Source organism: Streptomyces sp. NPDC028910 (assembly GCF_055564955.1).
Genome location: NZ_JBVHVF010000002.1, coordinates 404,653 through 423,110 on the forward strand (window position 1 = coordinate 404,653; position 18,458 = coordinate 423,110).

The 18,458-nt window shown below is 71.3% G+C and carries 16 protein-coding genes; 3 read left to right on the plus strand and 13 right to left on the minus strand.

The features are described from left to right. From ACZ4TV_RS04525 to ACZ4TV_RS04565, 9 genes are all read right to left on the minus strand, one after another. Complete coding sequence (locus tag ACZ4TV_RS04525; RefSeq protein ID WP_468130593.1) at positions 1–2,133, minus strand: aminotransferase class V-fold PLP-dependent enzyme; 2,133 nt, start codon at positions 2,131–2,133, stop codon at positions 1–3. After that, the gene (locus ACZ4TV_RS04530) at positions 2,115–3,296 is read right to left on the minus strand and encodes a phosphonoacetaldehyde reductase (RefSeq protein ID WP_468130595.1); all 1,182 of its coding nucleotides are present in this window, start codon (positions 3,294–3,296) and stop codon (positions 2,115–2,117) included. Before ACZ4TV_RS04530 ends, ACZ4TV_RS04525 begins: the two co-directional genes overlap by 19 nt. Then, entirely contained in the window at positions 3,293–4,423 is a 1,131-nt protein-coding gene (locus ACZ4TV_RS04535; protein WP_468130597.1) for a thiamine pyrophosphate-dependent enzyme, read from the minus strand. The genes ACZ4TV_RS04530 and ACZ4TV_RS04535 overlap by 4 nt, the downstream gene beginning before the upstream one ends. After that, positions 4,420–5,310, minus strand: coding sequence for an isocitrate lyase/phosphoenolpyruvate mutase family protein (locus ACZ4TV_RS04540; protein ID WP_468130599.1), 891 nt, complete (start codon positions 5,308–5,310; stop codon positions 4,420–4,422). Before ACZ4TV_RS04540 ends, ACZ4TV_RS04535 begins: the two co-directional genes overlap by 4 nt. Next, positions 5,307–6,431, minus strand: a complete 1,125-nt coding sequence (locus tag ACZ4TV_RS04545) for a pyridoxal phosphate-dependent aminotransferase (RefSeq protein WP_468130601.1) — start codon at positions 6,429–6,431, stop codon at positions 5,307–5,309. Before ACZ4TV_RS04545 ends, ACZ4TV_RS04540 begins: the two co-directional genes overlap by 4 nt. Beyond that, positions 6,428–7,543 (minus strand): Ldh family oxidoreductase, encoded by a 1,116-nt coding sequence (locus ACZ4TV_RS04550; RefSeq protein WP_468130603.1) that lies wholly within the window; start codon positions 7,541–7,543, stop codon positions 6,428–6,430. The genes ACZ4TV_RS04545 and ACZ4TV_RS04550 overlap by 4 nt, the downstream gene beginning before the upstream one ends. After that, positions 7,540–8,715 carry a glycerate kinase gene (locus tag ACZ4TV_RS04555; protein WP_468130605.1) on the minus strand — a complete coding sequence of 392 codons (1,176 nt, stop codon included), beginning with the start codon at positions 8,713–8,715 and terminating at the stop codon, positions 7,540–7,542. The genes ACZ4TV_RS04550 and ACZ4TV_RS04555 overlap by 4 nt, the downstream gene beginning before the upstream one ends. Before the next feature lie 77 nt (positions 8,716–8,792). Further along, positions 8,793–9,689: a TauD/TfdA family dioxygenase gene (locus tag ACZ4TV_RS04560; RefSeq protein ID WP_468130607.1), complete on the minus strand. Its 897-nt coding sequence runs from the start codon at positions 9,687–9,689 to the stop codon at positions 8,793–8,795. 629 nt (positions 9,690–10,318) lie between these two features. Further along, positions 10,319–10,600, minus strand: a complete 282-nt coding sequence (locus ACZ4TV_RS04565; protein ID WP_468130609.1) for a hypothetical protein — start codon at positions 10,598–10,600, stop codon at positions 10,319–10,321. A 447-nt stretch (positions 10,601–11,047) separates the two neighbouring features. Between ACZ4TV_RS04565 and ACZ4TV_RS04570 the strand changes: the two genes are divergently transcribed. The 3 genes from ACZ4TV_RS04570 to ACZ4TV_RS04580 are packed head-to-tail and all read left to right on the plus strand — an operon-like array spanning position 11,048 to position 13,615. After that, on the plus strand, positions 11,048–12,700 hold the full coding sequence (locus ACZ4TV_RS04570; RefSeq protein ID WP_468130611.1) for a sodium:solute symporter family protein: 1,653 nt from the start codon (positions 11,048–11,050) through the stop codon (positions 12,698–12,700). Positions 12,701–12,716: 16 nt separating this feature from the next. Beyond that, positions 12,717–13,349 (plus strand): RNA polymerase sigma factor, encoded by a 633-nt coding sequence (locus ACZ4TV_RS04575; RefSeq protein WP_468130613.1) that lies wholly within the window; start codon positions 12,717–12,719, stop codon positions 13,347–13,349. Beyond that, a complete protein-coding gene (locus ACZ4TV_RS04580; protein WP_468130615.1) occupies positions 13,346–13,615 on the plus strand; it encodes a hypothetical protein in 270 nt (89 codons plus the stop codon). Before ACZ4TV_RS04575 ends, ACZ4TV_RS04580 begins: the two co-directional genes overlap by 4 nt. Positions 13,616–13,762: 147 nt before the next feature. Here ACZ4TV_RS04580 and ACZ4TV_RS04585 read toward each other — a convergent pair whose 3' ends face one another. The 4 genes from ACZ4TV_RS04585 to ACZ4TV_RS04600 are packed head-to-tail and all read right to left on the minus strand — an operon-like array spanning position 13,763 to position 18,369. Beyond that, entirely contained in the window at positions 13,763–14,764 is a 1,002-nt protein-coding gene (locus ACZ4TV_RS04585; RefSeq protein WP_468130617.1) for a TIGR03842 family LLM class F420-dependent oxidoreductase, read from the minus strand. 60 nt (positions 14,765–14,824) lie between these two features. After that, on the minus strand, positions 14,825–16,225 hold the full coding sequence (hydA, locus tag ACZ4TV_RS04590; protein WP_468130619.1) for a dihydropyrimidinase: 1,401 nt from the start codon (positions 16,223–16,225) through the stop codon (positions 14,825–14,827). A 9-nt stretch (positions 16,226–16,234) separates the two neighbouring features. Then, positions 16,235–17,488 carry an aspartate aminotransferase family protein gene (locus ACZ4TV_RS04595; protein ID WP_468130728.1) on the minus strand — a complete coding sequence of 418 codons (1,254 nt, stop codon included), beginning with the start codon at positions 17,486–17,488 and terminating at the stop codon, positions 16,235–16,237. A gap of 38 nt (positions 17,489–17,526) precedes the next feature. Then, complete coding sequence (locus tag ACZ4TV_RS04600; protein ID WP_468130621.1) at positions 17,527–18,369, minus strand: nitrilase-related carbon-nitrogen hydrolase; 843 nt, start codon at positions 18,367–18,369, stop codon at positions 17,527–17,529. Positions 18,370–18,458 lie beyond the last annotated feature (89 nt).

Genomic DNA, 18,458 nt, shown 5'->3' on the forward strand with positions numbered 1-18,458 from the left:
TCAATTCTCCTTGGTCAGGTTTTCGTCCGGAGACGGGCCGATCATCGCCACCAGCTCCTGCGGCACCAGGAGCATCTTTTCCTTGAAGGTTTCGTTCAGCCGCCCGCATTCGATCGTTGCGACTCCGGACTGCCACATGAGTTCCACGATTTCCCACCACAGTGCGTAGTAGGGACTGAATTTGAGGTCCTCGCGCCCTCGGATGTAGCCGCCGGCCCAGGCCTGGAGTCTGTTTTCCTCCAGGAAGCAGATGCCGACGGCCAGGGTCTCGCCCTCATGGCTGCGGACCTCCACCACGCGCACCGGTCCGTCGAGTTCCCGCAGGAACTCGGCGAGCTTCAGCGGGTCGTAGTACTTCGGGGACCCGGTCCGGGCGGCGCTCGCCGCCACGAGTTCCAGCAGCGGAACCAGCCCGTCGTAATCCGCCCGGTGCACGAGGCCGAACGCCCGCTCCTCGTAGCGCCGCAACTGACGCTTGTAGTCGTGCGAGGTCGATTTCCGCATCCCCGCCAGATAGCTCTGCCGGTCGGGAGCGTCCTCGCGCCGCAGGGTCCAGCGGGGGACCAGGGTCTTGCGCCGGAACCCCCTGCTCTCCAGGACCTTCACCAGGTCCGCGTCGGCGCTGACGTTGACGAACCCCCACAGCGGGGCGTCCAGTTCCGCCGCCCGCGCTCCGAACGCCCGTTGCAGCGCGTCGAGCGCTTCCTCGTCGGTCGCCAGCAGCCGGGTGTCGGGGCTGTGCCACATCGGGGAGAGCAGCGCCTGTTCCCCCTCGGCCAGGCCGAGGAGTCCCAGCGGATCGCCCTGCCGGTACGTGGGCGCCACGGCCACCAGTTCGCCCGTGTCCCGGCGGATCTCCAGGTACTGCGGATCGGTGATCCGCTGCACCGGGTGGTGCTCGTACGCGCGCAGGAATGCCCGGGTGTTGAACACGGGGGCGTCCAACTCCGCGACCAGGCCGTCCCATTCGGGACCCAGCTCGTCCGCGGAAGCGACGCTCCCGCTGATCAGCGTGCGTGCCCCGGCGCCCGTCGGCGCGGGGCAGGCCGGCTCGTGCGGGCCCCGTACCGTACGCAGCGCCGCGCCGATGGCGGTGACACACGCGTCCACCTCCGCCGGCTCCGCCGGGCCCATGTGGCCGATCCGCAGGACCCCGTTCTTCCACGGCCCGCGCCCGGAGGACACCCACACGTCGTGCTCGGCCGCCAGGACCTCGCGCACCGCCTCCGCCTCGGGAACCGGCAGCCGTACCGCCGTGACCGTCGGCGAACAGTGGGCCTCGGCCGGGATCACGGCCAGTCCCTGCGACCGGGCCCGGGCCCTGCACCTCTCGGCGGTGCGGGCATGGCGCTGCCACACCCGTTCGACGCCCTCGCGCTCGATGTCGGCGACGGCTGCCTCCAGCGCGTAGACCACCGACAGGGCGGGGGTGTACGTGGTGGTGCCCTGCTCCGCGTGCTGGGCGGCGCGGGCCAGGCTCAGGTAGTAGCCGCCCGCACCGGGAGCCGCGGCGCGCGCGAGCGCACGCTCCGAGGCCACCACGAGCGAGAGCCCCGGCGGACAGGCCAGTGCCTTCTGCGTGACGCCCACCGCCACGTCGAGCCCGAGCTCGTCGAAGGCGATCTCGGCCGCGCCGAGGCTGCTGACCACGTCCACGAGGATCAGGCAGTCGCTCGTCGCCCGGATCGCTCGCGCCCATTCCCGCAGCGGGGCGAGCACTCCGGTGGACGTCTCGCTGTGGGTCAGCAGGACGGCGTCGTACCCCTGCGCGATCCGCGTGGCGAGCTCCGCCGTGCCGGGCACCTGGCCCCAGGGTGCGGCCAGGACGTCCACCACGGCGCCGTGGTGCTCCGCGATCTCGGCGAACCGCTCGCCGAAGTAGCCCAGTTGCACGGAGAGCACCCGGTCGCCCGGCCGCAGCACGGACGCGGCGGCGGCCTCCAGGCCTCCGGTCCCCGAGCAGGTCAGGGCCAGTACCGGCTGCCGGGTTCCGAACAGCGGCCCGAGCCGGCGCGTGACCTCGGCCAGCCGGACCCGGAACTCCGCGGAACGGTGACTGATCATCCGCTCGGTCATCCGCCGGAGCGTGGACTCCGGGACCTCGACCGGCCCCGTCACCCGGTAGTTGCGCATGCGCCGCCCTCCACTCCGGGAATGTGGGCGGCGAGCGTCCGCCGCAGGCCCTCGTAAGCCTGCTCCGGCTCCAGCCGGACGGGCATGCCGCCCATCCGGTTCGAGGCCAGCCCCTCCGTGACGAGGAGCCCGAGGAGGTCCTCCGAGGGCTGTTCCGCCAGCCGGACCCCGATCGAAGCGACCCGACGGGCAACCAAGTCACCCAGGAGGTGGCCCACTTCGCCCGGAGCGCAGCCGAAGAGCGAGCCGAGGACGGACACCGCACCGCGCACCGCGTCCGGACCGCGTTCGTCGAGCACGTCCTGCGGTCCGGCCCGCTCCACCAGCGGCGTCAACCAGACCAGATTGAGGGCGCAGGCCAGCCCGTGCGAGATGTCCAGACGGGCCGTCAGCGGGTACGACAGCGCATGGGCGGCCGTGGTCCGCGTGATGTTGATGGCCTGCCCCGCCAGGGTGGCCGCCTCACTGAGCGCGTCGCGTTCGCCGCGGCTCGGCGTCTCGTCCGCCTCGTGCAGGATCGCGACGATGCGCCGCAGCGCCTCCCGCGCGTGGGCACGGGAGAGCTCGGTGGACCGTACGGACCACAGGGACTCCACCGCGTGTGCCAGCGCGTCGAAGGCACAGCTCCAGGTCACCGAGGGCGGGCAGGAATCGGTCAGTGCCGGGTCCACCACGGCCACGCCGGCCTGGGCCCGCCAGGTGTCCAGCGAGACCTTGCGCCGCCCCTGGTAGAGGGTGGCGAACCGCGTGACCTCACTGCCCGTCCCCGCCGTGGTCGGGACCAGCAGCAGCTCCGTTCCGTTCCCGGCCACCGGGCGCCGGCCGAGGACCGTCTCCTCGGCCTGGTGGGCGTCGGCCGGAAGCAGTGCGGCGGCCTTGGCCACGTCGAGGGCCGAGCCCCCGCCGATCCCCATGACCAGATCGGCGCCCCACTCGGAGCGGCGCCGCGCCGCCCGCACCGCGTGCTCCACACTGGGGTTCGGGTAGAACCCGGTGAACACCTCCGCCTCGGGCGGCAGCCAGCGCTCGGCTTGCGTACGGTGCAGCGTCCCCTTGCTGGCGACCACCAGCACCCGGCGGGCCGTCAGCAGCTCCGGGACCCCGGCGAAGGAGCCCCGCCCGGCGAGCAGGGTCGTCGCCCGCTCCCTCATCCGTGCGGTCATGAGCCGACCAGGGAGCCGGGCGCCGCGGCCTGCCGGAACCGCTTGACGATGTCCAGGGGCCCCGTGGAAGCCGTCGCCCGCGGGTGTACCTCGCCCGGCGTCGGGACGACCGTCAGCGCGCAGAACACCGGCCCCGGCGTGGCGAGCGCGGTGCGCAGCGTCCCGGCCAGCTCGGAGGGGTCCTCACAGGTCAGCACCGACCGGTAGCCGAGGCCATGCCCCAGGGCCGCCCAGTCCATCGCACCGGTGGTGGTCGTCTGGCAGCCCGTCGACTCGTAACAGCCGTTGTCGACCACGATGTGTACGAGGTTCTCCGCGCCCGAGGCTCCGATGGTGGATCCGGTGCCCAGGTGCATCAGGAAGGCGCCGTCGCCGTCCAGGACGACCACCCGGCGCGCCGGGTCGGCGGTCGCGAGAGCGATGCCGATGGCGGAGGCGTGGCCCATCGAGCCCTGCATGTAGAAGGTTCCCGGACGGTCCCGCTCGTGGTGTGCCTGGCGCGAGAGGTATCCGGTGGTGGTCACCAGCAGCTCGTCGGTGAGCTCCGCCATCAGGGCCGACACCGCCAGGGGGCGGGTGAGGCGTCCCGTCACCGGCTCCGCGGCCGGTGCCGTGGCGGTGTCCGCGCGCCCGATGGCGCCCCGGGGCACCAGGAGGAAGAACGGGCGGTCGTGCGCGCGGGCTTCGGCCGCCCGCGCCAGCACGTCCTCCAGCGTGGACTCTCCCAGGACCGCGTACGGCACGTCGTACGTCTCCAGCATGCCGACCGTGGAGGTGCCCATGGCCGCGTGCTGCGGCTCGTCGTCCGCGGGGTCCGGCCAGCCGCGCATCGTCATCACCACCAGCACCGGTATCCGGTACGGCAGCACCAGCGAGGTGAGCGGATTGACCAGGTTGCCGAAGCCGGAGTTCTGGCACAGCACCACGGAGGTCTGCCCGGCCAGCTCCCAGCCGGCCGCGATCGACAGCGCCGCACCCTCGGAGGCCGCCGGGGTCAGCAGTCCGGCTTCGTCGAACAGGGTCCAGGGCCCGGCGAGATGGCCGCACGGCACGCCGGTGACCTTGCGGACCCCGTAGGCGTGCAGCGCGGACACGAACGCGTCGGCGGATACGGTCGTGGCGGTCATCGGTCCTCACCGAGCCACTGGTCGATGCCGGACAGGGCGAAGATGTCCTTCACCGTGGCGATGTGCGGCTCGACCGCGACCGTCGACCCGTCCGCGATCACGGTGGCCCACGTGTCCCGTACGGCCTTGACCATGGAGCGCATGCCCTGGTTCGCGTAGATCACCATGGAGATCCCGGCCGCCTTGGCCTCGTCGGCCGAGAACCTCGAATAGGTGGTCGGTACGACGACCACCGGTGCCCGGTGGTCCCACTCCTTCATGAAGGAAACGATCTCGCTCGAATCCGCCTTCTTCGAATGGACGAGCACGGCGTCCGCGCCCGAATCCACGTAGGAGTGGCAGCGGCGCAGCGCCTCGTCGAGGCCCAGTCCGCAGATGAACGCCTCGGTCCTGGCGATCAGGACGGTCTCGGAGAGGGTCTGCGCGCGCTTCGCGGCCTCCAGCTTCCGGCCGAACTCGTCCGCGTCGAGCAGTTCCTGACCGGCCTCCAGGAAGCTGTTGCGCTTGGGGAAGATCTTGTCCTCGATGCACACTCCGGCGATGCCCGCGGCCTCGTACCGCATCATCGTGAACGCGGCGTTCAGGCTGCCGCCGAAGCCGGTGTCACAGTCCGCGACCACCGGAACCGAGACCGCGTTGTGCATCGCGGCGGCGCCGGCGAGGTACTCTGACATGCCGAGCAGGCTGACGTCGGGTAGGCCGTGCGCCGCCGAGATCTCCAGTCCGGAGGCCCACACGGCGTTGAACCCGGCCTCTTCGGCCAGCCGCGCGGACATCCCGTCGTGGCCCCCGGCGACCTTGATCAGCCGCTTGTCCTCGAAGGCCTCGCGCAGGGCGAACGCCCGGGAAGCGGTCGCCGTGGCGCCGTGAGCAGTGGCAATGGTCATGATGTGCTCCTCAGTGGAGAAAGTCCGTTGACAACTACGTGCAGGCGTCCTGCGAGCCGGCCTGCGGCATCGGTGATCACCCGTGGCGGCTCGGCCACGCACAGCCTCAGGAATCCGGGCATGCCGAAGGTCGATCCGGCGCGCAGACGTACTCCGGCGCGCCGCTCCAGCGCACGGCACAGCCCTACGTCGTCCGTGGCTCCGTAAACGCCGTGCCGCAGCGCCTCGGTGGCATCCAGACACAGGTAGATGCCCCCCGCCGGAGGGACCGGAGTGAGCAGCGGGATGCCGGACATGGCCCGCACGGCATGGCTCCGCATCTCCGCCAGGGCCGCAGCCCGGGCGACGACCGCCCGCGCGTCCCCGAGTACGGCAGCGACGACGGACTGCGAGAGACCCGACACGGGCCCGGTGGTGTACTCGACGGCCTCGCGGATCGGCGCCAGGTACTCCGGATCCGCCCACACCCAGCCGACGCGCAGCCCGGCCATGGCATGGACCTTGGAGGCGCCGCCGACCACGATCTCCCGGGCCGACGCGCCCACCTGGTCGTCGACGGAGTCCGCGTACGCCCAGTAGACGTCGTCGACGATGAGCCGGACGTCGCGCTCCGCGGCCCATTCCCGCAGGGCCCGCATCTGCGACCGGCTGTAGCAGGCGCCGGACGGGTTGACCGGGCTGTTGATCAGGAGGGCCCGGGTCCGGGAGGTCAGGGCCCGGTCGAGCCGCCGGGGGTCGACCAGCAGGCCGCGCTCCGGATCACCCGCCACCGGCACCGCCGTGGCACCCGCGCTCCTGATCACACCGGGGTAGTGGCTCCAGTGCGGCTGCGGGACCAGGATCTCCCCGCCCGCCGCGACCGCGGCGAACGCGGCGAACAGCCCGTGGCGGGCCCCCGCCGTCACCGTCACCTGCTCCGGGTCCACCTCGGCACCGGTTCGCCGCGCGTAGTGCCCGGCGACGGCCTCCCGCAGGTCGGCGTTCCCGTACGAGGGCGCGTACGCGGTCACCCTCTCCGCGGCCATCGCCTCGCGCAGGGCTCGGACCGCGCCGTCCGGCAGCGATTCGGTGATCTGCCCGGAGGACAGGTCGATCAGCCCGATGCCTGGTGGGTGGCTCACGCGGCCGCTCCGGCCGGGGCGACCGGTCCGGGGCCGACCGGTCCGGGGCCGATCGGTTCGAGGCCGATGAGCGCCGCGATCTCCGCCAGGTCGGCGAGGACCGGCGGGAGCAGTGGAATGCCGTGCGCCCTGCGCTCCGTGGCCGACCGGCGGCGGCGGTCACCCGGCAGCCGTACGGGGACCTCCGCGTCGGCCCGGCGCGCACCTCGGATCTCGTCCGCCATGGCACCGACGCGGCCCGTGATGGCATCCGGGTCGCCCAGGGCCCGCAGATCCACGCAGAGGACGAACTGGCCCAGGTCGCCGCCCTGACCGCCGTACGTGTGCCGGCTCCAGCTGGCCCCGGTCAGCGGCCCGCACAACAGCTCGGCGAGCAGGCCGATGCCCGATCCCTTGTGCCCCCCGAACTCCTCGCCGAGGCCGCCGACGGGCAGGAGGGCGTACCCCTCGCGCGCCTTGAGCCCCTCGACCACCTTCGGGATGTCCGTGACGGTGTCCCCGTCCGGGCCGACCGCCCAGCCCGCCCGCATCGGCCGGCCCTCTCGGTGCAGACGCTCCAGCTTTCCGCGCGGGACGATGCTGGTCGCCGCGTCGTAGCAGATGGGTTCTCCGGAGGTCGGTACGGCGTAACTCACCGGATCGGTGCCGAACATCGGCTCGGCCGCCCCGGTGGGTGCCACCTGTGGGGTGGCGTTGGTGGTGACCATGGCGAACGCACCGGCCCGAGCGGCCCGTTCGGCGTACCAGCCGGCGATCCCGATGTGGTTGGACCGGCGTACGGCCACCGCCGACACCCCGTGCTCCGCGGCCCTCTCCACGGCCAGGTCGAGCGCGAAGCACAGGGCGGGCTGGCCCAGTCCGTTGTGCGCGTCCACGACGGTGACCCCGCCCTGCTCGCGGACGATCTCGGGCCGTGCCGTACCGCTGATGGTGCCGCGGCGCAGACCCTCCACGTAGCGGCGGAGCCGGGCCACCCCGTGGCTGTCGACCCCGGCGAGGTCCGCGGAGACCAGAACCTCCGCCGTGAGCTCGGCATCGTCCCGCCGCGCACCCGCGGAGACGAGCGCCTCGATCGTGAAACGGGTCAGGACCTTCTCGTCAATCAAAGTCATGCGCGCTCCAGTCGTCGTTCTCGAAGCCATTTCCGGCATGCTTGCTCCGCCGCGTCCGCCAGGCCCTCCCACAGGGCGGGCCCCGTGACGGCCTGCGGCGGCGGTGTGTCCTCAGAAATCAGATGTGCGCTGACGAACCGGTCCGGAAGCGGTGCCTCGAAGCGGACCGCCACGACGGCCGTCGGCCGTTCACGGATACGGCGCCGGTCGGCGACGGCACCCGGCAACTTGCCGTGCCACGTCGCGGCGTCGACCACGCCCTCCGCGGTGATGGCCAGCGCGGCCGAATCCACCGCGCCTTCGGGGTCGACGACCGCCAGCAGCCCCTCGGAACCGCTCCCCGCAGTGGTCCGCGCCACGGAGGCGAGGCCGAAGCCGATGCCCCCGCCTGCGCCGTACCAGGGCTCCTGGAACCGGGCCCGGGCGCCCTGCGCGGGCGGCGTGCCCGACCGGCCCGGCCCACCCGGTGCGCCAGGCGCGTCCAGTGGGCCGGCGGACTCCAGGAGTTCCGCCAGGTGCCCCAGGGCGCGCACCGCGGTGGGCCTGTTGTGGGCGGTGAGTCCCTTCTGCGCGCCGAACGAGGCGAGGTTCCCCGAGAGCGGGGTCCGTACGTCCGAGAGCAGCCGCAGGGTCACGCCCGCCAGGAGCGTCCGTACCGGCGAGAGGTCCACCCGGGCGACCGCGTCCAGGTGGGCGGGGACGGGAGTCACCAGCCGTTCCCGGTCGTCGAGGAAGCGTGCGCCCAGAGCGGCCAGCGCTCCGGCCCCGCCGTCCACGACCGCCGTACCGCCGAGCCCGACCAGGATGTTCGTGGCTCCGGCGGACACCGCGGCCGCGATGGCCCGGCCCACCCCGGCCGAGCTCGCCCGCAAGGGGTCCAGCTCGTCCGGCCGCAGGGCCCCCAGCCCGCACAGGCTCGCGGTTTCGACGGCTGCCGTGGACTCGTCCAGTGCCAGCCACGAGGTCCGCCGGGTTCGGCCCAGCGCGTCCGTCGCGTCCAGGGGGTGCCGCACGCCGCCGACCGCGTCGGACAGGGCGTCCAGCGTGCCGTCGCCGCCGTCGGCGACGGACCGGACGACGAGGCCGGCGGCGGGCCGGGCCCGCCGTACGCCGACCGCCAGGGCGGCGGCGACCTCGGCGGAACTCGCGTACCCCCGGAGGGAATTGGGCACCAGGACCACGCTCGGTCCGGGCGCGGGGCCACGCGAGGCGCCACCCCGTGGCGCGTCACCTCGAAACGAGGTGGTCATCACGCGGCGCCGGTGTCGCGCCGCACCCAGGTGCGCAGGAGCAACCGCGTGTGGTCGCTGTCGTCCTGGAACTCCGTACGGCCGTGCAGCAGCGAGAGGTTGTCGAACAGCGCCAGCTCGCCCTCCTTCAGCTTGCCGGTCACGATGCCGGGGCTCGCGCCGATGGCGGAGTCGAATGCGTCGAGGGACGCGCGCTGCGCGTCCGTGAGCGCGGGCACCTCCGGATGGTCGTGACCCTGGTCGATGTAGCTGCGCAGGTAGGTGACGGCCGGTCGGTTCCGCTGGGTGAACAGCACGGGCTTGGTCACCGTGCGGGCGCCGCCCTCCTGCTGGTCGCCCCGGCGGTCGAAGTGGAAGGGCTCGCGCAGCGTCCGCAGGACGTCCGGCGACAGGGTCTTCTCCAGGTCGCGGATGTGGAGGCAGGCGAGCGCGCCGCCGTCCGCGGACTGCCGTACGCAGAAGAGGGTGAAGATGTCCGGGGCCGGCAGCGCGGCCTCGGCCCCGTCGGTGTGCAGATCGCCGCCGAACCGGGTGTCGGAGTAACGGACGCGCCCGCGCTGGCTGATGCTCGCGCCCCGGTCCCGCACCTCACGGATGAGGGTGCCTTCGCGGTTCTGCGGGAGCGGAGTGCCGAGCAGCCGGGTGGCGCGCAGCACCGCGCGCTCTCCGTGTTCCTGGTCCGCGGGCAGGCCCGTGAGGACGAGCACTCCGGTGCCGGCGTCCACGTACCCGAGCACCAGCTCTTCCAGCTGCGCCCTGGCCGCGTCCGCGTCGGCGGTGGACTCGTCGGGCGCGGTGAGGTACTCCTTCAGCCGGCCGGTGACCGCCACGCGCACCGCGTCGAACCCGTCGTCCGCTCGGCCATCGGCCGCCTCGGGCCGCGCTTCTCCACGCATCCAAGAACTCACGTATTCAGTCCCCCAAATGAGAATGTCAGATTTCGCCCCGCAGCCCCTTCGCCAATGCGGGGGCCGGGATCCGCAGCAATGCGGTGTCGACTGCACGGATCGCTTGATGCGGCTCGAAATCTCGCGCAGGCCGTTGGACGGCGACTCAATGTCGCCGCCTCACAGAATCATTGGCGCGAAGCGAATGTCAATAGAGAATTCACATGCCGGAAGGCTGCGATCCATTCATGCGGTTCACGATGGCCGCCCGTCGAACGGGCAGCCGTGACCTGCGTGTTCACCGTCGCACAACGCGGACCCGCAGACCCCGTACCCCCTGGCCAGACTCCTGGACCACGGCACGGACCTTGCGAGAAGACAGCCCGGAAAATACAGCTCCGCCCACCATGGAAGACGGGTTCGGAAAATGTGGATCCATCGAGCGGTTCAATGGAAATAGGGCCTCCAGAAAGTACCGTGCACGCATTTTCATGGGACGCCGACCCCTCGTAAGACGAACGGGAAGGACGCCTCCTCGGAGGCGCGCGGAACAGTGTCCGGCGACCCCTTCACCCACACAGTTGCCTGACGGGGCCGTGAGGGTTACGCGCGGCTCCGAAAAGTTGATGTGACCTGGGTCACCGGCACCGGCTCGTCACGCGAGTGCGCACGGCACACCGCTCGGCGGAGGTTCTGGACAGGCGCCGCAGCAAGGCGGTGACCGCCGCGCTCAACAGGCAGACGGCGAAGTGCAGGACGTAGAAGAGGGGGATCCCGAACAGCCAGGGACGGTCGGGCGGCAGAGCGAGCGTCACCGCGGCGGCGGCCACCGGCAGGAGCAGCAGGGCACACCGGGCCGCGAGCCGCGATGACCGCCGCCCGCTCCCGGCGGACCCGTCTCCCGCAGCCTCCAGTGCCACAACCGCACCCTCCATGTCGTCGACGAGTCCGGCACGACGGCCCGAGGCGGACGGAACGTGGCCGGCGAAGAAGGCGGGAGTACGCGAAGAGGCGGTCCGGCACAGTGCGGCGCGTGGGCGCGGACTCCCGCCGAGCGCGGCGGCGGGGGCGATCCTGCGCTCCGGCCGACGGCTACGGGGGTTGGTTGCGCGCCTCGGCCGGAGGGTTTACGCCGACGCCGGTTCGGGCGGGTGGCGTGGGTCACATCAGCCCCGCCGAGCCCGATATTTCATCAGGTAGCACGCATGTCCAGGGATCGGTGATCTTGCGGTGCGGGACGTGACAGTGATCCTTGACCCTCCTTGGAGCGACACCTAAAGTACCGCTCAGCAGAATTTGTTTTCCGGAATGTGGAATTAACAAGCGAGGGGCGCTTCAGGCGGAGCGGCTTCGGGCGCAGGTCCCGGGTGCAGGCTCCGGGCCCATCACGCGGCGCACGGCCCGGACGGACCGTCCCGGGCGCACGGCCCACCGGCCGGCGCGGCCCGCTGCGACTCCCCGCCCTGAACCGAGGGGGCACCATCAGACACGCGATCGCCGCGGGATTCATCCTCGTCGTCGGATGCGCCCTTCTGGCCGGGGCCCGCCGCCCGCCGTCCGACGAACTGCCGCACCCCGCCCACTGGGCACTGGGCGGCCGTGGCCTCGGCACCGCGTCCACCTGCCTGCTGTTGGGCGGCACCATCTACACGTCGTACACCTACATCGCCGTGCCCGGCCTCATGTTCGGCACCGGCGGGCTGGCACTGTACGCCCTCGTCTACACCATGCTGCTCTCGCCCCTGATCATGATCCTGCTGCCCCGACTGCGCGAGGTCGGCGCGAAGCACGGCCTGATCACCGCCGCTGATTTCGTGCGCCTCCGGCACGGCTCCCACCCCCTGGCCCTCGCGACGGCCCTGACCTGCATCCTGGCGACGATGCCCTACCTGGGGCTCCAGGTCGTGGGCATGACCGCCATGCTGCGGGCCGTCGGCCTGGCCCCCGACTCGATCGGGGGCTGCGCCGTCCTCGTCCTGCTGTTCCTGTCCTTCGCCCTGGTGACCCAGCCCGGGGGGCTGCGCGCCTGCGCGCGGATCTCGCTGGTCAAGGCCGTTCTCATGGGCGCCGCCGTCGTCGTGCTGCTCGCGCTCGTCCTCGCCCGGCTCGGTCCACCGGGGCAGATCTTCCAGCTCGCGGGCGGGCGCAGCGCGGCGATGGGCGAGTCCTTCGGCGTACCGCCCCAGAACTTCACCGCGTACGCCACCCTCGCTCTCGGATCCGCGCTCGCCCAGCTCATGTACCCCCAGGTCCTCCTGGTCGCCATGGCCAGCAAGTCGAAGGACACCCTCCGGGCCGCCACCACTTTCCTGCCCGCGTGGAGCATGACGCTCGGCGTCTGGGCCTTCTTCGGGGTCGCCGCGTTCGCCGCGGGGATACGGACGGCGGCCGGGCACGGCGAACTGGCCGTGCCCGCCCTCATTCGCGAACTCGCCCCGGACTGGCTGGCCGGGCTGCTCTTCGGCGCGCTCGCCGTGGCCGGGTTGCTGCCCGCCGTGGTCATGGTGATGAGCATGGCGATGCTGTTCGTGCGCAACATCTATGTCGAGTACCTCAACCCCACCGCCACCCCCAAGCACGAGGTGCGCGCCGCCCTCGGGCCCGCTCTCGCGATCATGGCGGGGGCCATCGCCTTCGCGTTGCTCATGAAGCCGCAGGACGCCATCAACCTCCATCTGCTCGGCGGCGTCTGGATCCTGCAGCTCCTGCCCGCCGTCGCGGTGTCGCTGTTCACCCGCTGGTTCCACCGCCGTGCGCTGTTCCTCGGCTGGGCGGCGGGCATGGTCTCCGGCACCGGCCTGCTGGGGCTGCGGGGCTTCTCCACCGTGGTCGACATCGGCGTCGGAGCGGTGCACGCGCCGGTGTACGTCGCCGTGATCGCCCTCGCGCTCAACCTCGCCGTCTCCGCCGTGCTCACGCCTCTCCTCGACGCACTCAACGTGCCGCGGGGCGCGGACGGCACAGCCGACGGGGCAGCGTTTGAACGCCGCGGCTCCAAATACGCCTTCGTCGTCGAATGAGTGAGGAACCGACTCCGTGAAACCGCTCCTGCCGCGACATAGCCACCCCCGCCCTTCCCTCGCGGCCGCCGACCAGCGGCCCCGGGACCTCGTGGTCCCGCCGCTCGCCCCTCCGGAGGTGCTCGACGAGGGCGCCACCCTCGACCTGCGCGACGCCGACCGCGACGTGGCGATCGCCCACATCTTCGACCAGCACTACACCCGGCTGCTGCGCCTCGCGGTGCTGCTCGGCGCCGAACAGGACGCCGAGGACCTGGTCTCGGAGGCGTTCTACCAGCTGCACCGCCGATGGGAGAAGCTGAAGACACCCGAGGCCGCCGCCGGCTACCTCCGCTCCATCGTCTGCAACCTGGCCCGGATGCGGATACGCCGCATCAAGGTCATCCGCCGGCACACCTACCAGGTACCGGACGAACTGGCCCGTTCCGCCGAGCAACAGGTACTGCTCAACCACGATCAGCGCGAACTCGTCGCGGCATTACGTACGCTGTCGTCGCGACAGCGACAGGTCTTAGTGCTGAAGTTCTGGATGGACCTCAAGGAGACCGAGATCGCCGAGACGATGAAGATCTCCGTCGGAGCAGTGAAGTCGCACACGGCCAGGGGCATGACCAAGCTGACGAGTCTCGTGAAGGGTGCGGACCGATGATCACCGATACGGAAGATCTGCTGCGCAGCACACTGAGCGACCTCGCGGCATCGGTGCCGGGCGGCTCGGCGACGTCGTACCGCCAGGAACAGGCCCGCTGGCGCCGCCGGGAGTACCGGCGCCGGTGCGTCGTCGCGGTTCTGGTGCTCCTCATCGTGGCCGTGGTCTGTGCGATCGGCCTGATGACCCTCTCCAACGCGTCGCCCGACACTCATGTGATCTTCAACAACGCCGCAGAGGCCTCGGCGGCCGGCCCCGGAGGCTGACCGCCCGGCTCGGCCCGCGGCGCGCACTGACGACGTTCTGGCCGCAGCCTATTGAGGTCAGACGCCCTCTCGCACCGGCTCGAGAATGGCGACGCACTCCACGTGGTGGGTCATCCGGAACAGGCCTAGCGTCGATGCAGTGGACCGTTACGTGTTGAGTGCGGGGATGATGTGCTGGCCGTACGCGTCGATGGTCGCTTCCCGGGCGTCGTGCATGTCGTAGACGGCGAACTGGTCGACGCCGAGGGCCCGCAGGGCCTCGAGCTTCTCGATGTGGGCCTCCGCCGGGCCCAGCAGGCAGAAGCGGTCGACAATCTCGTCCGGGACGAAATCGGTGGACGGGTTCCCCGCCCGGCCGTGGTGGCTGTAGTCGTAGCCCTGGCGGGTCTTGACGTACTCGGTGAGCTCGTCGGGGACCATCGAGGAGTGCTCGCCGTAGCGGGTGACCAGGTCAGCGACGTGGTTGCCGACCATGCCGCCGAACCAGCGGCACTGGTCGCGGGCGTGCGCGAGGTCCTCGCTCACGTACGCCGGGGCCGCCACGCAGATGGTGATCGACGCGGGATCGCGGCCGGCCTCCACAGCAGCCTGACGGACCGCCTTGACCATCCACTCCGTGAGGTAGACGTCCGCGAGCTGGAGGATGAAACCGTCCGCCTTCTGCCCGGCCAGGGCCAGAGCCTTCGGCCCGTACGCCGCCATCCAGATCGGGAGCTTCCCGCCCTTGATCCAGGGAATCCGAATGGCCTTGCCGTCGACCTCGGCTTCACGGCCCTCGGCGAGGTCCCGGATGACGTCGATGGCCTCGCCGAGCCGGGCCAAGGTGTTGGGCTTGCGCCCGGCGACGCGCATCGCGGAGTCGCCGCGTCCGATCCCGCAGACGGTGCGGTTGCCGTACATGTCGTTGAGGGTGGCGAAGGTGGAGGCGGTCACCTCCCAGGTGCGGGTGCCCGGGTTGGTGACCATCGGGCCGACGTGCAGCTTCTGGGTGTTGGCGAGGATCTGGCTGTAGATGACGAACGGCTCCTGCCACAGGACCGCCGAGTCGAAGGTCCAGCCGTAGCGGAAGCCGTTGCGTTCGGCACGCTTCATGAGGCTGACGACCTGGGAGGCGGGCGGGTCGGTCTGCAGGACGAGGCCGAAGTCCATGGGCGGCTGCTCCTTGCTGGGTAGTACGGGCGCCGGGGCGTGCGGGCCCCTGGACACCCTCTAGAGGTACTGGCAGGTGGAGCGGTGGACGAAGGCCCCGTGGCCGGCCCGGCCGGTGAACTCGCGCCGGTCGATGACGAGTTCGCCGCGCGAGAGGACGGTGTCGACGCGTCCGGTGATCTGCTTGCCCTCGTACGCCGAGTAGTCCACGTTCATGTGGTGGGTCTCGGCGGAGATGACCTGCTCGGCGTGCGGATCGTAGAGGACGATGTCGGCGTCGGAGCCCGGCGCGATGGTGCCCTTCTGCGGGTAGAGGCCGAACATCCGGGCCGGGGTCGCGCAGGCGATCTCGATCCAGCGGCGGCGGCTGATGTGCCCGTCCAGGACCGCCTGGTGCAGGAGGTCCATGCGGTTCTCCACCCCCGGCAGCCCGTTCGGGATCTTCGAGAAGTCGCCGCGGCCCAGCTCCTTCTGGCCGCGGAAGCAGAAGGGGCAGTGGTCGGTGGAGACCACCTGGAGGTCATTCGTCCGCAGGCCGCGCCAGAGCGCCGCCTGGTGCTCGCGCGGCCGCAACGGGGTGGAGCAGACGTACTTGGCGCCCTGGAAGTCGGGCTCGGCGAGGTTGTCGGTGGACAGGAACAGGTACTGCGGACAGGTCTCCCCGAAGACCGGCAGCCCCTTGTCCCGGGCCGCGGCCAGCTCGGCCACCGCCTCCTGCGCCGACACGTGGACCACGTACAGGGGCGCCCCTGCGACCCGGGCGAGCTGGATCGCCCGGTGGGTGGCCTCGGCCTCCAGCAGCACCTTGCGGACCTCGCCGTGGTGGCGCGGGTCGGTCTCCCCGCGGGCCAGGGCCTGCTCGATGAGCACGTCGATCGCGATGCCGTTCTCGGCGTGCATCATGATCAGCCCGCCGTTGCCGGAGGCCCGCTGCATGGCGCGCAGGATCTGGCCGTCGTCCGAGTAGAAGACGCCCGGATACGCCATGAACAGCTTAAACGAGCTCACCCCTTCCTCGACGAGTGCGTCCATCTCCTTGAGGGTGTGCTCGTTGACGTCCGACACGATCATGTGGAAGGCGTAGTCGATCGCACATCTGCCGTCGGCCTTCGCGTACCAGGCGTCCAGGCCCGCCCGCAGTGACCCGCCCATCGACTGCACCGCGAAATCGATGATCGTGGTCGTCCCGCCCCAGGCCGCGGCCCTCGTCCCGGTCTCGAAGGTGTCCGAGGCGGAGGTGCCGCCGAAGGGGAGTTCCATGTGGGTGTGCGCGTCGACCCCGCCCGGGATGACGTACTTCCCGGTCGCGTCGATCGTACGGTCGGCCGTCCAGGCCCCGGCGGCCGCCGAACCGTGCGCGGCGAGGGCCGCCACGCGGCCGTCCTCGATGAGGACGTCCGCGTGCACTTCGTCGGCGGCGGTGACGACGAGGCCGCCGCGGATCAGGGTGCGGATGTTCATGTGATCCCCCTACTCGATGCTGCGCAACGCCTGTTCGAGGATCTCGGCGCCCTCTTCCGCCTCCGCGACGGTGAGGGAGAGCGGCGGCGCGATGCGCAGCACGCTGGTGTTGTACCCGCCGCCCTTGCCGAGGAGCAGGCCGCCTTCGCGGGCCGCCTCCAGGACGGCGGAGGCCGCGTCCGGGTCGGCCTCGTCCGTGCCCGGCTTCGTCAGTTCCAGGCCGGCCATCAGGCCCCGGCCGCGGACCTCCCGTACGGCGGGCACGGTGGCGGCGATCGCGCGCAGCCGCTCCAGGAGCAGACCGCCGACGCGGCGGGCGTTGCCCTGGAGGTCGTGCTCCAGCAGGTACGCGAGGTTGGCGACACCGGCCGCCATGGTGACCGGGGAACCGCCGAAGGTGGAGATGGAGTTGGCGTCCAGGCAGTTCATCACCTCGGCTCGGGCGACGACGCCGCCGATGGACATGCCGTTGCCGATGCCCTTGGCGAAGGTGAGGATGTCCGGCGGGCCGTTCTGGGCGTGCGCCTGCCAGCCCCAGAAGTGCTCGCCGGTACGGCCCCAGCCGGTCTGCACCTCGTCGCTGATCCACAGGATGCCGTGGCGGTCCAGGACCTCGCGGAAGGCCCCGTACAGGCCGTCGGGCGGGGAGGTGAACCCGCCGACGCCCTGGATGGGTTCGGCGATGAGGGCGGCCACTCCCCCGCGGGCCTGGCCGAGGACGTCCTCCAGGTCCGCGACGGCGGCGGCGGTGAAGGCGGCGTCGTCCAGCTGCGCGAAGGGGCCGCGGCCGCGGACCGCGCCGTGCACGTAGTACGTCTGGAGCGGCGAGAGGCTGGTCGGGGACCAGCCCCGGTTGCCGGTGATCGAGACGGTGGAGAAGGACCGGCCGTGGTAACTGTTGCGCATCGCGAGGATCTGGTTGGAGCGGCGGTACGTCGTCGCGAGCAGCAGGGCGGTGTCGTTGGCCTCGGTGCCGGAGGTGGTGAAGAAGACCCGGGCGTCGGGGATGCCGGACAGCGCGGCGACCCGCTCGGCCAGTTCGATCATCGGCCGGTTGAGGTACAGGGTGGAGGAGTGGATGATCCGCCCGGCCTGCTCGGAGACGGCCTTGGTGACCTCGGGCAGGGCGTGGGCGGTCATCGTGGTGAGGATGCCGCCGAAGAAGTCGAGGTAGCGGTTGCCGTCCGCGTCCCAGACGTGGCGGCCCTCGCCGTGGGTGAGTTCGATGGGGTGCTCGTAGTAGAGCGCGAGCCAGTCCGGCATGACGGTGCGGTGGCGGCTGTGCAGCGGGGTCGGGTTGGTCACGGCTGTACGAGCCCTCCGTAGGCGTCGGGGCGGCGGTCGCGGTAGAAGGCCCACTGGTCGCGGACCTCCTTGATCAGGTCGAAGTCGAGGTCGCGGATGAGGAGTTCCTCCTCCTTGTCGCTGGCCACCTCCCCGACGAACTGGCCCCGCGGGTCCACGAAGTAGCTGGTGCCGTAGAAGTCGTTGTCGCCGTACTCCTCCTGGCCGATGCGGTTGATGGCGGCGATGAAGTACTCGTTGGCGACGGCCGCGGCGGGCTGTTCCAGCTGCCAGAGGTGGCCGGACAGACCGCGGTGGGTGGCGGAGGGGTTGTAGACGAGCTGGGCTCCGGCCAGGCCCAGTTGGCGCCAGCCCTCGGGGAAGTGGCGGTCGTAGCAGATGTAGACGCCGATCCGGCCGACGGCGGTGTCGAAGACGGGCCAGCCGAGGTTCCCCGGGCGGAAGTAGTACTTCTCCCAGAAGCCCTTGACCTGGGGGATGTGGTGCTTGCGGTACTTGCCGAGGTAGCTGCCGTCGGCGTCGATCACGGCGGCGGTGTTGTAGTAGAAGCCCTCGGACTCCCGCTCGAAGACCGGTACGACGATCACCATGCCGGTCTCGCGGGCGAGGTCCTGCATGCGGCGGACGGTCGGGCCGTCGGGGACGGCCTCGGCCCAGCGGTAGTGCTCGGGTTCCTGGACCTGGCAGAAATAGGGGGAGTTGAACACCTCCTGGAATCCGATGATCTGCGCTCCCTGGGCGGCGGCCCGGCGGGCGTGCTCCTCATGTTTGGCGATCATCGATTCGGTGTCGCCGGTCCAGGTGGCCTGGACCAGCGCGGCGCGGACGACTTGGGCCATGAGCTGCTCCTCGCGACGGGAACGCCGGTTCTACGCACGTAGACGGTGTGCGTAGGGAGTAGAACGTAGGCCTCGTCACAGCGTGGGGC

Coding starts and splice junctions, on each gene's coding strand:
- ACZ4TV_RS04600 (WP_468130621.1), bottom strand. CDS start 18,369: ATGGCCCAAGTCGTCCGCGCCGCGCTGGTCCAGGCCACCTGGACCGGC.
- ACZ4TV_RS04535 (WP_468130597.1), bottom strand. CDS start 4,423: ATGACCGCCACGACCGTATCCGCCGACGCGTTCGTGTCCGCGCTGCAC.
- ACZ4TV_RS04540 (WP_468130599.1), bottom strand. CDS start 5,310: ATGACCATTGCCACTGCTCACGGCGCCACGGCGACCGCTTCCCGGGCG.
- ACZ4TV_RS04560 (WP_468130607.1), bottom strand. CDS start 9,689: ATGCGTGGAGAAGCGCGGCCCGAGGCGGCCGATGGCCGAGCGGACGAC.
- ACZ4TV_RS04525 (WP_468130593.1), bottom strand. CDS start 2,133: ATGCGCAACTACCGGGTGACGGGGCCGGTCGAGGTCCCGGAGTCCACG.
- ACZ4TV_RS04585 (WP_468130617.1), bottom strand. CDS start 14,764: ATGGACTTCGGCCTCGTCCTGCAGACCGACCCGCCCGCCTCCCAGGTC.
- ACZ4TV_RS04580 (WP_468130615.1), top strand. CDS start 13,346: ATGATCACCGATACGGAAGATCTGCTGCGCAGCACACTGAGCGACCTC.
- ACZ4TV_RS04530 (WP_468130595.1), bottom strand. CDS start 3,296: ATGACCGCACGGATGAGGGAGCGGGCGACGACCCTGCTCGCCGGGCGG.
- ACZ4TV_RS04595 (WP_468130728.1), bottom strand. CDS start 17,488: ATGCCGGACTGGCTCGCGCTCTACTACGAGCACCCCATCGAACTCACC.
- hydA (WP_468130619.1), bottom strand. CDS start 16,225: ATGAACATCCGCACCCTGATCCGCGGCGGCCTCGTCGTCACCGCCGCC.
- ACZ4TV_RS04550 (WP_468130603.1), bottom strand. CDS start 7,543: ATGACTTTGATTGACGAGAAGGTCCTGACCCGTTTCACGATCGAGGCG.